We start from the raw sequence: 13,349 nt of genomic DNA on the forward strand, positions 1-13,349 counted from the left end.
TGGTCACTTCTCGTTGACAAGCCGCGTCCGGCTCCCTACTTTGGGCCTGCTTCCAACGCGGTGGTAGCTCAGTTGGTAGAGCACGAGCTTCCCAAGCTCGGGGTCGCGGGTTCGAATCCCGTCCGCCGCTCACCAGGCCGGCAGTTCCTCGGTCCACCGAGGAATTGCCGGCTTCGCTGTTTTTTGGGCCACAATGCGCTTCATGCGCATTCCCCTTCTTCTCCCCACGACTCTCGCGATGCTCCTCCTGGCGTCCACTGGATGCAGTGGCGGCGGAGGCAATGGTTCGGGCGACCCGTCGAACGATGGTGGAACCCCCGGCACAGCGGCCATCGTCGGGCTGACGGCCATCACCGTCGAGCCCGCGGATCAGCTGCTGCTCATCGAGGCCGGACAGACGTCCGCCACCGCCACCTACCGCGCCATCGGCACCTTCGAGGATGGCACGAAGGTCGACATCACCCCGCGCGTCCGCTTCACGGTGGACAACAACTTCATCGGCGGCTTCTCGGGCAACACCTTCACCACCTACAAGAACCAGGGCGGCGTGACGACGGTCTCGGCCCTCGCGGGCCCCGTGCGCGGCTCGACGCAGGTGGCCGTGAAGATCCGCGGCGGCGTGAAGGATCCGGCCTCCACCTCCGTGCCCGACAACGCGGCGGACCTCTTCTCCGGCCCCGCCAGCGACACGCGCAAGCCCGACCTCGTCTACCCCAATGACGGCGTGCTCCTGCCCCCCAACATGCGCGGCGTGGAGATCCACTTCCTGCCCGGTACCTCCAACACCCTCTTCGAGCTGGCGTTCCAGAACTCCCTCACCGACCTCAAGGTCTACCTGCGCTGCACCCAGCCCCTCAACGGCGGATGCATCTACCGGCCGGATGACACCACCTGGCTGTGGCTGTCCCAGACCAACCGCGGCGGCGAGCCCGTCACCGTCTCCCTGCGCGGCACCGACGACTCGGGCTCCCAGGTGGGCGCGTCCGCGTCGCTCGCCCTGTCCTTCTCGCAGGATGACCTCACCGGCGGCCTCTACTATTGGACCACCTCCAACGGCTCCGCGATCATGCGCTTCGACTTCACCAGCGCCTCGGGGACCACGGGCGAGAAGTTCATCGGTCCGGAGGCAGCGGGGGGCAAGTGCCTCGGCTGCCACGCGCTGTCGCGCGACGGCAAGAAGCTCGTCGCCGAGACGAGCGGCCAGAATGACGGGCGCCTCGTGCTGATGGACGTGGGCACCAAGTCGCTCCTCGCGCCCTTCGACCAGGGCAGCGCCTCGCCCGACAAGAGCATCTTCGAGTCCTGGAACCCGGATGGCTCGCAGTACGTGGGCGTCTATGGGGACTCGGGCGCCACCGACTTCAACCTGATGCTCTTCAACGGCGAGACCGGCAAGAAGGTGCAGAGCCTCACCGGCACCGGCACCAGCAGCAGCCCCGCCAACCACCCCGACTGGTCCATGGACGGGCAGAAGATCGCCTTCGTGAGCGTGGGCGTGAAGGGCACCAACCAGCGCTTCGGCAAGGGCGCCATCCAGCTGGTCAGCCGCACCGACACCGGCTGGAGCGCGCCGGTGACGCTCGCGCCCGCCGTGGACGGCAGGAACCGCTACTACCCGGCCATCTCGCCGGACAACGCGTTCGTGCTCTTCAACGAGTCCACCTGCCCGAGCGGCAACTACGTGAGGGACTGCAACGCCGACAGCGACCCCTCGGCCCGGCTGTTCGCCGTGAAGGCCGAGGCCAGTGCCACGCCCATCGAACTCGCCCGTGCCAACGCTCCGGGCAAGCGCGACCCCGGGACGAACCTCACCAACTCGTTCCCCAAGTGGGCGCCCTTCCTCTACCAGCGCACCCGCGAGCCGGGCACCCGGCTGCAGTGGTTCACCTTCTCCTCCAGCCGCAGGTTCGGGCTGCGCAATCCGCTACCCGGTGGGGATGAGAACCCCAACGGCACCCTGCTGTGGCTCGCCGCCGTCGACCCGGACAAGGTCGCGCTCGGGCAGGATCCCAGCTACCCCGCCCTCGTGCTGCCCATCCAGGACATCTCCACGTCCAACCACATCGCCCAGTGGACGACGGAGGTCGTCCCCGTCATCCGCTGAGACGACAGGCAGATAGCTCTCATCCGGGGGACTCCCCCGTCACACACGGCCGATCACTCCTCCACCTGGGAAGGAGCGACCGGCCGTGTCGTTTCCCAGGTCCATTCCAGCGTCGACCCCAGCTCGCGAGGCCGAACGGGCGGCAGGGGGAATTTCTTCTCGCGGCCAGTTGTGCAGAACTCGCGTGAATTCCTTTCGTACCCGCCTGCCCCTCGGCCGTTCGGCCGTCCTCATCCTCATCGCCACCCTGCTCTTCCTGGCCCAGTACGCCATGGCGTCCGTCCCGAAACCCGGAGCGGTACAGGGTCCCTCTCAACAAGTCCCCACCCAGGCGGAGCTGCTCTCCCGCGGCCACAGCGGAGCCCTGCGCGCAGTCGTCGTGCCCCCGGGTGAATCCCTCCAGCCCCACCTCTCCGTCCCCGAGAATCTGAAGGAAGCGCGGTGGCTCGCGGTGGGCTCCGGAACCCAGACTCCCGCGTCCCCGACCGCGGAGGGACTGAAGGCTCCAGAGCGGCCGGGAGTCTGGACGCTCGGCGGCTCGCACGCCGTCATCACCCCCGTCCACTTCGACGGCTCCACCCCGCGCCTCAACGGCTACCACATCGGCCGCTGGCCGGCCCGAGCCGCCGGACGCTCCGGCAGCTACGCCCCGCCCGAGCTCCTCATCGAGGTGACGCCCCAGAACCAGGACTTCGCCGTCTCCGAGCACTTCCGCCTGCGGAACTTCCTCACCAAGGACCAGGTCCACGTCTGGCCCAAGTACCTCGTGCTCGACCTGCGGCTGGTGGACAAGCTGGAGCTGGTGCTCCAGGAGCTGCGCACCCAGGGCTACCCGGCCAGGGGACTGCACGTGATGAGCGGCTTCCGCACGCCCCAGTACAACGGGCCCGGGGAGAAGGGCCGCGCGAAGTTCAGCCGCCACACCTACGGCGACGCGGCCGACGTCTGGCTCGATGACGACGGTGATGGGCAGATGGATGACCTCGATGGCAACGGGCGCGTCGACGTGAAGGACGCCGAGGTGCTCGCCCGCGCCGTGGACAAGGTGGAGCAGCGCGTACCCGAGCTCATCGGCGGCTACGGCGTCTACCGCGCCAACCGCGTCCACGGGCCCTTCGTCCACATCGACGTACGCGGCACCGCGGCCCGCTGGAGCAAGCGCTAACCCCGCGTGGTGGGCACTGGATTCACCGCCAGCGCCCGCCTCACCTCCGGGTCGCGCGCGTAGAGGTCCCGCCGGAACGCCACCCGGCCCTCCGCGTCCACGAAGGCCGTCCAGTAGAGCAGGTACACCGGCACCGGCGCGGGCAGCTGCACCCGCCGGGGCGTTCCGGCCTTCTCCATCTCCGCCGCCAGGGACGCCTCCGTCCAGCCCTCGTGGCCCCGCAGCATGAAGTCCGCGAGCTTCGCCGGCTCGGACACCCGGACGCAGCCGTGGCTGAAGGCCCGGTTCGCCTTCGTGAAGAGCGCCGGGTTGGGCGTGTCGTGCAGGTAGATGGAGTACGGGTTGGGGAAGATGAACTTCACCTGGCCCAGCGGGTTGGACTCCCCGGGGGCTTGCGCGAAGCGGTAGGACAGCGGGCCCTCCCCCAGGGCGTTCCAATCCACCGTCCTCGCGTCCACCGCCTGCCCCGTGGCCTTGTCGATCACCGTCAGCCCGAGCGCCTCGGCCGCGCCCGCGTCCTCCCGCAGCTTCGGCAGCACCTCCTCCTGGGTGATCTTCCCCGGCACGTTCCACTCCGGGTGGAGCACCAGGTACTCCACCTCGTCCGCGAGGACGGGCGTGCTCCAGTCCGGCTCTCCGATGATGACCGGCATCCGCAGCACCGTGCGCCCCCGCTCCACCGCCTCCAACTCGAAGGCCGGCAGGTTCACCATCACGTACCGGGGCTCGAGCTCCCTCGGAGCCTGGCGCCAGCGCTCCAGGTTGACCAGCAGCTGCGCGATGCGCTCCTCCACCGGCACCCGCAGCGCCTCCAGCGTCCCCGCGCCCACCTTCCCGTCCACCTCCAACCCCTGCCTCCGCTGGAAACGCTTCACCGCCTCCTCCAGCTTCGCGTCGTAGAGGTCCTCCGGTACAGGCTCCCTCGGAGACTCCGGTGCCACCTCCATCGCCGCGCGGACGAGATCCCCCACCAGCACCATGGAGCTCACACTGGGAGCACCCGGGTAGAGCAACCGCTCCTCCGGGGCGGCGGGCAGATCTCCCGTGACGCGCAGCCGCTCGCGCAACACCGCCACGCGAGGATCCCTCATCCCCCGCTCGAGCGGCCCGCCCTCCGGCACCAGCGGCCAGCCTCCAGCCGCGGCGATGGCGCGGTAGCGGGCGAGCGCCTCCCGGAGTCGCACGAAGCCCTCGTGCGTCGGGGAGAAGCTCCGCAGCGTCGTGCGCAGATCGCCACTGGCGAGCGCTCCTTCCATCACCGCCGCCAGGACCACCGCTCCCGGTGGCTTCGTCCGCCACGGGATGCGCTGCGAGGCCACCTGCCCGGAGAGGAGATGCGAGGCGTAGGTGAGGAAGCTCGACGTGAGCCGCAACTCCACCGACATCCACGCGTCCTCCGGCTCGCCCTCGAGCGACAGCCGTCGCAGGGAGTCCTCGAGCGCCGAGCGGTGGTAGCGCTCCGGCCACAGGCCCTCCGACTCCGCCTCTCGAAGCGCCGCGAGGAACTGGTCCACCTGGGGCCGCACCGCGCCGTCATAGGAGAACCACGCGGGCTGGAAGCCCCGGGTCTCGTAGAAGCGCAACAGGGCCTGGGATACCTCCCTTGATTCCTTCTCCGCCCGGGCCCGGACCGCGGACTCGAAGGGAGGGAGCTCTCCCGCCGCGAGCACGGGAGCCCCGAGAAGCAGGCAGCACAGAAGGACGAGCCAGGAGCGCATGGGGCGACGGTAGGCACCCCGGGAGGACGAGGCAGGCAGGCGGGCTCGGCCGCTCGCTCTCCTGACCGTCCAGGTCCGGGGACAGGCGGCCAACGGAGCCTTGACTGAACGTCCTTTCAGATTCACCCTGGGAGTGTGAAACCCCGTCCCGTCTCCAACCCACCCAACCCCTGGGACACCACCGCGGTGGAGTACCTGGAGGAGATTCCTCCCGCGAAGCTGGAGGTGCTGGAGGACCACAGCCGCGAGGTGCTGGGGCGCAACGACAGCCCGGACGTCGGCTTCACCTGGAGCGTCAATCCCTACCGGGGCTGCCTCCATGCGTGCGCGTACTGCTACGCGCGGCCCTACCACGAGTACCTCGGCTTCGGCGCGGGCACGGACTTCGAGACGAAGCTGGTGGTGAAGCCCAAGGCGGCGGAGCTGCTGCGCGCGGCCTTCGAGCGCAAGAGCTGGAAGGGGGAGTCGGTCGCCTTCAGCGGCGTCACGGACTGCTACCAGCCACTCGAGGCCTCGCTGCGGCTCACCCGCGCATGCCTGGAGGTGTGCGCCGAGTACCGCAACCCGGTGGGCATCATCACCAAGGGGCCGCTCATCGAGCGGGACCTGGATGTGCTGACGACGCTCGCGCAGGAGGCGCGGTTGTCGGTGTACATCACCCTGCCCTTCCACGACGAGCAGGTGGCCCGGGCGATGGAGCCGTACGTGGCCACGCCCCGGAGGCGCCTGCAGACCGTCGAGCGGCTGGCGGCGGCGGGCATCACCGTGGGAGTGGCGGTGGCGCCCGTCATTCCCGGGTTGAACGACGAGGACATGGTGCGAGTCCTCACCGCGGCGCGCGAGGCCGGGGCCACGAGGGCCTTCTACACGCTGCTGCGGCTGCCGGGTCCGGTGCGGGCCGTCTTCGAGGAGCGCCTGCGTGAGAAGCTCCCACTGCGAGCCGAGCGCGTGCTGCACCGCATCCGCGAGACGCGTGGGGGCGAGCTCAACGATGCGCGCTTCCGCGTCCGCATGCGCGGTGAGGGCCTCTACGCGGACACCCTCCACAAGCTCTTCCACACCACCGCGCGCCGCCTGGGGCTGAACACCTCGTGGAGCACGGAGGAAGAGGAGAAGGAGAGCCCCTTCCGCCGGCCCATGAAGCCGGGCACTCAGCTCAGCTTCTTTTGAGAAAACCGTCTCACCGCGTGTACGGCCGTCCAAAACGCGGGACGCTCATCCGGAAGGAACCGCGGGGTCCTGGAGCCCTGGCGCCTCGGAAGGTTCGAAATCGCACGCTTGGCACGACACGTGCTTTCGGGCTGCCTGCACGCACTGTCGCAACACGCTGTGCATTGTGAGAGCCCCATGCACCGATTCTTCAAGACCCTGATTCCCCTCTGCATCCTGAGCGGTTCCGCCTGCATCAATGTGCCCGATGTCGATCCCCCCGACCAGGGCACGCCCAACCAGCCCGTAGGCAACTTCTCCCTCTCCGCCGACCCGACCCAGGCCAGCGTCTTCCAGGGAGGAAGCAAGAACATCCAGGTCACCCTCACCCGTACCGGCGGATTCACCGACAACGTCACGGTCAGCCTGTTCAATCCTCCGGCGGGCATCAGCGCCCCCTCCGTCACGATCGCCTCTGGCACCACCTCCGCCACCCTGACCATCTCCGTCAGTGCCAACGCGGAGCCCGGCCCCAAGACGCTCACCCTGCGCGGCACGGCGGGAACCCTCTCCCAGGATGTTTCCGTGTCCCTCTCGGTGGCGGGCCAGGGTGACCTCCTGGTTCAGTGGGCGAGCCCCAGCCAGTCCAGTGTCCACGTGAAGGACTCCGTCCAGTTCCAGGTCGTGGTGGAGGGAGGCACGGCCGAGTCCGTCGACCTGTACAAGGACACGGTCTTCCTGACGCGCCTGTCCGCGCCCTCCTACCAGTACACCTGGGACACCAGCCAGGAGACGGAGGGGGAGTATCAGCTCACCGCTCGCGCCACGCGCGGGGGCGCCACCTTCACCAGCTCCGCCCGCACCATCAAGGTCGACCACACGGCGCCCAAGGTGAAGACGCAGAGCCCGGCTCCCGGCGCCACCGCCGTCGCCGTGCGAGACACCATCCAGGTGACCTTCGATGAACCGTTGAAGGCGTCCACCGTGACCGATGCCTCCGTGGTCCTGGGCACGGCGGGTGCGTCGAATGTCGCCAAGACCCTTTCCCTGTCGGCGGATGGTAGGACGCTGACCCTCACCCCGAGCGCGCCGCTGACGCTGCCGGCCACCGTCACCATCAACCTGGGCTCGAGCACGGCGCCCTTGACGGACCTGGCCGGCAATGCCCTGACCGCCTCGACTCCGTGGACGTTCACGGTTCCCGCCTGGCTGCCGATGGGTGGCGCCATCAGCGCGGTGAACGGACCCACCCCCGCGGAGAACGTGTCCATGAAGGTGGCCACGGACGGCAACCCCGTCATCGCCTGGTCCGAGTCCGACGGCACCGCCAAGAACATCTACGTCCGGCGCTGGACGGGAACGAGCTGGACCGATCTGGGTCCCGCCCTGAATGCCGTTCCTGGCGCCAGCTTCGATACCATTGAACCCGACCTCGTCCTCGATACCGCGAACCGCCCCACGGTCGTGTGGAACGAGGTCAGCACCAACAAGGGTGACCGGGAGCTTTATGGGAGCAGGTGGACGGGTACCACCTGGGCAAGCCTTCCCCCCTTCCTCCCCGCCATCAGAGCAGATCAGGGGAGTCGCAATCCTGGAGGTATCGCGTTCGACAAGGCAGGCAACCTCGTCGTCACGCCCTTCCTGGCCTCCTACGGCACCTACGATCTGGAAGTGTTCCGTCTGGCGTCGAATGACTGGGAGACGCTCACCGCGCCCGAGGACGGTAGCTTCCCCGTGAACTCCGATCTGGCAATCGATGCCACGGGCAACTGGTTCATGGCGTACCCCGCTCACTGGGAGACGGGAACGGACACGCACTGGGCCATCTATGCGAGCAAGAGGGACATCTACGGCAACTGGAGCAAGCTGGGAGATCCGCTGATCAGCCCGTCCAAGGGAAGCTCCAATTCCCCCTCCCTTGCACTGAATGGGAACGGGCTCCCCATCATTGCCTGGGAGGAGTCCAGCTCACCCAACAGCACCGTCTACGCCGCGCTCTGGAATGGGCAGTCGTGGCAGATGCTGGGAAGCACGATCAACGGCAACACCACGTCGAACACCCACCCCTCGGTGGTCGTGGATCATGATGGGCTGCCCATCGTCGCCTGGAGCGGCTATGCCGCGCCGGAGACGTCCATCTGGGTGAGCCGCTGGAACGGAAGCTCCTGGCAGCAGCTGGGTTCGCGGCTGAGTGCGGCAACGGGTGCTTCCACGGCCGGATTCCGGCCCACGCTGTCACTCGACAAGAACGGCCAGCCGATCGTCGCCTGGCACGAGTCCGACGGCTCGGTGTCGAACATCTACGTCTACCGCTACAACTACTAGTCTCGACGTCTAGACGTTGAATGGCCGGGTTCGGCCCCGAAGAAGAGGCGGGATGGCACTGCACGAGCCATCCCGCCCTTTCCTTTTCAGCGATGCAACCCGGTGCCTCCGGCTACCAGACCTCGCAGCGCTGCGCGGCCGGGCTCACCATCTTCGCGCCCTCCTTGCACTGGAAGGCCTTCTGGAACGACGGCAGGTTCACCACCGGCCCGTTCACGCGCCAGTACGGCGGCGAGTGCGAATCCACCACCGCCATCTGCCGTGCGAAGGCGTCCCGGTACTTCGAGCACCACGACTGCGCGTAGCCGAGGAAGAACTGCTGGCTCGGCGTGTAGCGGTAGCCCTCCGCCTTCTTCGCCGCCTCCGCATCCCTCGCCAGCCACGCCTCCATCGCCGCGTGCGCCAGCTTCAGGCCTCCCAGGTCCGCCACGTTCTCGCCGAGCGTCAGCGCCCCGTTCAGCTTCACGTCGTCTATCGCCGTGTAGCCGTCGTACTGGTTCTTCACGCACGCCACTCGCTCACGGAAGGCCTTGTCCGAGGCCGGCGTCCACCAGTCCCGCAGGTTCCCCTGCGCGTCGAACTGGCGGCCCTCGTCGTCGAAGCCGTGGGTAATTTCATGCCCCACCACCATCCCCATGGCGCCGAAGTTCACCGCCGCCGAAGCCTCGCGGTTGAAGAACGGAGGCTGGAGGATTCCCGCCGGGAAGACGATCTCGTTGAAGGGCGGGTTGTAGTAGGCGTTCACCGTCGGCGGCGACATGAACCACTCGGTCTTGTCCACCGGCTTGCCAATCTTCGCCAGCTGCCGCGCCTGCTCGAACGCCGACGCGTTCAGCAGCGAGCCCAGGAACGAACCGCGCTCCACCTTCATGTCGTCGTAGTTGCGCCACTTGTCCGGGTAGCCGATCTTGTTGACGATCTTCCGCACCTTCACCAGCGCCTGCTCCCGCGTGGCCGCGTCCATCCACGCCAGCGTGTCCAGGTTGCGCTCGAAGGCCTTCTCGATCTCCTCCACCATCTGCAGCGTGGTCTTCTTGCCGTCCTCGCCGAACGTCTTCGTGATGAAGGGCACGGCCAGCGCCTCGCCCAGCGCCCCGTTCGTGAAGCGCACGCACTTCTTCCAGCGCGGCACGTCCTCCTTCGCGCCCGTCAGGTTCTCCGCCGTGAAGCGGAAGCGCTCGTCCTGGAAGCTCTTGGGCAGCGCCGGGGTGACCCCCGACACGTAGTGCCAGGTCAGGTAGGTCCTCCACGCCTCTGGCTTCAGCGTCTTCGCCAGCCGGTCCACCTCCTGGAAGAACGGCGGGTGGCTGACGTTGATCGGCTGCACGTCCCTGGCCCCCGCGGCCGTGAAGTACACGTCCCACTGGAAGCCCGGCGCCGTCTGCTTCAGGCCCTTGCGCTCCAACCGGTGGTACAGCTTGTGCGGATCCCTCCGCTCCACCCGCGTCAGCGAGCCCTTCGCCAGCGCCGTCTCCGTCTCCATCACCGACGCCGCGCTCTTCGCCGCCTGCTCGGGCGTCTCGCCCAGCAGCACGAAGATGTTCTTCATGTGCTCGACGTAGGCGGCACGCAGCGCCTTCGACTTCTCGTCCTCCTTCACGTAGTAGTCGCGGTCCGGCAGCCCCAGTCCTCCCTGATCCACCTCTCCAATCACCTGGGTGGCGTCCTTGAGGTCCGTGCTGGAGCCAAAGCGGAAGAGCGGGAACACGCTCTGCGCGTGCATCGTGCCCACCACCTGCGCCAGGTCCTTCGCGTTCTTCACCGCCGTCAGCTTCGCCAGCTGCGCCTTGAGCGCCGGCAGCGACGCCTCGAGCTGCGCCTCGTCCATGCAGGAGCCGTAGAAGTCACCCAGCTTCTGCGCGTAGGGCGTGCCCTCGGGGGCCTTGCCCTTCGCCGTGGACTCCAGGATGTCCCGGAGGAGCTCCTCGTTTCGCGCCGCGATGGTGTCGAAGCCCCTCGACCAGCGGGGGCGATCCGCCGGAATCTCCGTGGACTTCACCCAGTTGCCGCACGCGTACTCGTAGAAGTCCTCGCACGGATCCGCCTTGTCGTTGATGGCCGCTCCATCGAGTCCCGGCGGAAGCGGCTTCGCCTCCGGCGCCGGCTGCGGCTGCTCCGGGGTCGTCTGCGGCGGCTGCGGCGCGGGCTCCGCCGTCTTGCAGGCAGACACGAGGAGACAGCAGGCGGCGAGCAATGCCTTTCTCATCCAGTATTTCTCCAGGTCGGGAAGAAAGCGGGTCGCACCCTACTCGGCGGACGGCTCCCTGCAACCCCTGGATGTGCGCCGCTCTTCGTCCTTCCGCTTCTCGACAGGGATTGACACGGTGCGACACGGCGGCTCGGGACGTCACCCGCGAAGACCCTCACCCCGGCCCTCTCCCAGAGGGAGAGGGAGTCGACACAGGCGAAACCCGGGGGACTCGATACCCTCACCCCGACCCTCCCCCCGAAGGGAGAGGGGTTTGGCTCCTGGGTTGTGACTCGGGGCTCGCTACTCCTTGCCCAGCATCCCGTCCTTGAGGCTCTCGTCCACAGGACTCTGCCCCAGCCACACCGAGAAGAGCGCGTCCGCGAAGTCCTTGCCCTCCACCGAGATCTTCTGTCCCCCCTTGCTCTCGATGGTCGTTCCCTTCCCCGGCGCGTACGTCAGCAACAGCTCGTCACCCTTCTTCAGATCCGGAATCGCCCCGGAGAAGGTGTCCAGCCGCTGCTGCAGCGCCGGCAGCTTGTCCTTCGCGTTCTTCTTGAAGCCATCCACGATGGCATCCGTGATCGTCTTCTTGTCCAGATCGCGCAGCATCGCCATTCGCACGCGCTTCACCTGGTCAGACCCGATCACCTCCTGCGCGTTCTGTGACGGCTTCTCCGCGTACAGGCCCGCCGCGTAGACCTTGAAGACCACCTTCTTGCGCAGGCCCACTCCATTGAGCTTCAGCTCCTTCCCCTCGGCCGACACCGTCTCGGGGAACTGCACGCCCGCCACCTCCTTGGCGGCGGCGGGCAGCGCGAGCACAACGGCCATCACGACTGCGAACAGCGCGGCGTTCTTCTTCAATGACCCCTCCTGGAAGGTAGAGGCCTCCACGCTACCCGTTCTTGCGGATGAACTCCTCCATGAACGAGACCAGCGTCTTCACGTTGTCCACCGTCACCGCGTTGTACGTGGACACGCGGATGCCTCCGGTGATCCGGTGTCCCTTGAGCCCCACCATCCCCGCCTTCTTCGCCTCCGCCACGAACTTGTCGTCCAGCGCCTCCGAAGGCAGCCTGAACACCACGTTCATGTACGAGCGCGAGTCCCGCTCCACCGGCGCCTGGTAGAAGCCCGCGTGCTTGTCCAGCGCCCCGTAGAGCAGCTCGCCCTTCTCCCGGTTCCACTTCTCCAACTGCGCCAGGCCTCCCACCTGCTTCACCCACGCCAACACGTTGCGGCACAGGTAGATGGCCAAGGTCGGCGGCGTGTTGTAGAGCGAGTTGTTTTCCGCGTGCGTCGAGTAGCGGAAGATCTTCGGGATGTCCTTGCGGCCCCGGGCGATGAAGTCCTTGCGGGCCACCGCGATGAGGACGCCCGAGGGGCCCAGGTTCTTCTGCGCCCCCGCGTAGATGAACGCGAAGCGGCTCACGTCCGTCGGCTTCCACATGAAGTCCGAGCTCATGTCCGCCACCAGCGGCACGTCCCCCACCTCGGGCCACGTGTGCCACTGCGTGCCGAAGAGGGTGTTGTTACTCGTCATGTGCACGTAGGCGGCCTTCGGGTCCACCTTCACCTCGTCCGACCGAGGCACCCGCACGTAGCGCTTGTCCGGCAACACCGTGGTGGCGGCGATGCGCGCCTGCCCCACCAGCTTCGCCTCCTCATAGGCCTTCTCGCTCCACCCCCCGGTGATGAGGTAGTCCGCGCTGGCTCCCGGCGGCAGGAAGTTCATCGGAACCTGCGCGAACTGCTGCGAGGCCCCTCCCGTGAGGAAGAGCACCTGGTGGGTGTCCGGGATGCCCAGCAGCTCGGTGAGCAGGGAGAGGGTCTCCGTGTGGACCGCGTCGTACTCCTTGCCCCGATGGCTGTGCTCCATGATGGACATGCCGGAGCCCTGGAAGTCGAGCAACTCGTCCCTCGCCCGCTCCAGGGCGGGCAGGGGCAGTCCAGCGGGACCGGGGTTGAAGTTGATGACGCGCATGGCTGTGTCCTCACGAAAGTGAACAACCGCGCGGCCATTCTGCCCAACGCTCCCCCCAGGGGAAGCGGGAAGCGCGGCTACCGTCCACCCCAGGGCGTGTGGCCGCTCCGGCGCCAGGAGGGTCCATGAGCCAGGTGAATTCCCCGAGGGACCTGAGGGAGTGGGTGGTGCGGGCGGCACGGGGGGAAACGCCTGCCTTCAGCGAGTTGTACCGGCGGACCCGCCCCCTGGTGGCACGTTTGACCTCCAGCTTTGCCCCGCTGGACCCGGATGAGGTGGAAGACGTGATCCAGGAGACCTACGTGCGCGCCTTCAAGGCGCTCCCCCGGCTCAAGGAGCCAGCGGCCTTCGAGGCGTGGCTCCTGTCCATCGCCCGCAACCGGGCCCGGACCCGCCTGGAGCGCAAGGGCCAGACGCGCCGGCTCGGCGAGGAGAACCCCGACCCCCAGCCGGAGACCGTCGCCCTCATGCCCGAGGCCCTCCAGCTCGAGCGCGACATGGCCGTGGTGCGCCAGCTCATCGACGAGCTTCCCGAGGGCGAGGAAAAGAAGACCGTGTACCTCTTCTATGTGGACGGCCAGCTGTCCGCGCGGGAGATCGCCGAGAAGCTGGGCGTGGGAAAGAGTGCCGTGACGATGCGCCTGGAGCGCTTCCGGGCCCGAATCAAGCAGGAGCTGCTCCGGCGCGTGCTCGCCGGACGGTGGGAGTAAGTG

9 protein-coding genes and 1 tRNA gene are annotated in these 13,349 nt (G+C 67.8%); 6 read left to right on the forward strand and 4 right to left on the reverse strand.

Features of this window, described 5'->3' with window-relative positions; translation table 11 throughout:
• Positions 1 to 57: 57 nt before the first annotated feature.
• The 3 genes from NR810_RS31830 to NR810_RS31840 all read left to right on the forward strand — a co-directional run bounded on the left by NR810_RS31830 (position 58) and on the right by NR810_RS31840 (position 3,269).
• Positions 58 to 130, forward strand: a tRNA-Gly gene (locus NR810_RS31830).
• A gap of 72 nt (positions 131 to 202) precedes the next feature.
• Positions 203 to 2,104 (forward strand): TolB family protein, encoded by a 1,902-nt coding sequence (locus NR810_RS31835; protein WP_257458181.1) that lies wholly within the window; start codon positions 203 to 205, stop codon positions 2,102 to 2,104.
• 184 nt (positions 2,105 to 2,288) lie between these two features.
• Positions 2,289 to 3,269: a D-Ala-D-Ala carboxypeptidase family metallohydrolase gene (locus NR810_RS31840; RefSeq protein WP_257458182.1), complete on the forward strand. Its 981-nt coding sequence runs from the start codon at positions 2,289 to 2,291 to the stop codon at positions 3,267 to 3,269.
• Here the strand turns inward: NR810_RS31840 and NR810_RS31845 are convergent.
• Entirely contained in the window at positions 3,266 to 4,987 is a 1,722-nt protein-coding gene (locus tag NR810_RS31845) for a L,D-transpeptidase family protein (protein ID WP_257458183.1), read from the reverse strand. The genes NR810_RS31840 and NR810_RS31845 overlap by 4 nt on opposite strands.
• Positions 4,988 to 5,122: 135 nt before the next feature.
• On the opposite strand from NR810_RS31845, the gene NR810_RS31850 reads away from it, so the two are divergent.
• Positions 5,123 to 6,157, forward strand: coding sequence for a PA0069 family radical SAM protein (locus NR810_RS31850; RefSeq protein WP_257458184.1), 1,035 nt, complete (start codon positions 5,123 to 5,125; stop codon positions 6,155 to 6,157).
• Positions 6,158 to 6,334: 177 nt separating this feature from the next.
• On the forward strand, positions 6,335 to 8,461 hold the full coding sequence (locus tag NR810_RS31855; RefSeq protein ID WP_257458186.1) for an Ig-like domain-containing protein: 2,127 nt from the start codon (positions 6,335 to 6,337) through the stop codon (positions 8,459 to 8,461).
• A gap of 112 nt (positions 8,462 to 8,573) precedes the next feature.
• Here NR810_RS31855 and NR810_RS31860 read toward each other — a convergent pair whose 3' ends face one another.
• The 3 genes from NR810_RS31860 to serC all read right to left on the reverse strand — a co-directional run bounded on the left by NR810_RS31860 (position 8,574) and on the right by serC (position 12,636).
• Entirely contained in the window at positions 8,574 to 10,667 is a 2,094-nt protein-coding gene (locus NR810_RS31860; protein ID WP_257458187.1) for a M13 family metallopeptidase, read from the reverse strand.
• A 285-nt stretch (positions 10,668 to 10,952) separates the two neighbouring features.
• The gene (locus tag NR810_RS31865; RefSeq protein ID WP_257458289.1) at positions 10,953 to 11,483 is read right to left on the reverse strand and encodes a chalcone isomerase family protein; all 531 of its coding nucleotides are present in this window, start codon (positions 11,481 to 11,483) and stop codon (positions 10,953 to 10,955) included.
• Positions 11,484 to 11,547: 64 nt separating this feature from the next.
• Positions 11,548 to 12,636 carry a 3-phosphoserine/phosphohydroxythreonine transaminase gene (gene serC, locus NR810_RS31870; protein WP_257458188.1) on the reverse strand — a complete coding sequence of 363 codons (1,089 nt, stop codon included), beginning with the start codon at positions 12,634 to 12,636 and terminating at the stop codon, positions 11,548 to 11,550.
• 125 nt (positions 12,637 to 12,761) lie between these two features.
• On the opposite strand from serC, the gene NR810_RS31875 reads away from it, so the two are divergent.
• Positions 12,762 to 13,346, forward strand: a complete 585-nt coding sequence (locus NR810_RS31875) for an RNA polymerase sigma factor (protein ID WP_257458189.1) — start codon at positions 12,762 to 12,764, stop codon at positions 13,344 to 13,346.
• Positions 13,347 to 13,349: the final 3 nt, after the last annotated feature.

Source organism: Archangium lipolyticum, from assembly GCF_024623785.1.
Taxonomy (GTDB): domain Bacteria; phylum Myxococcota; class Myxococcia; order Myxococcales; family Myxococcaceae; genus Archangium; species Archangium lipolyticum.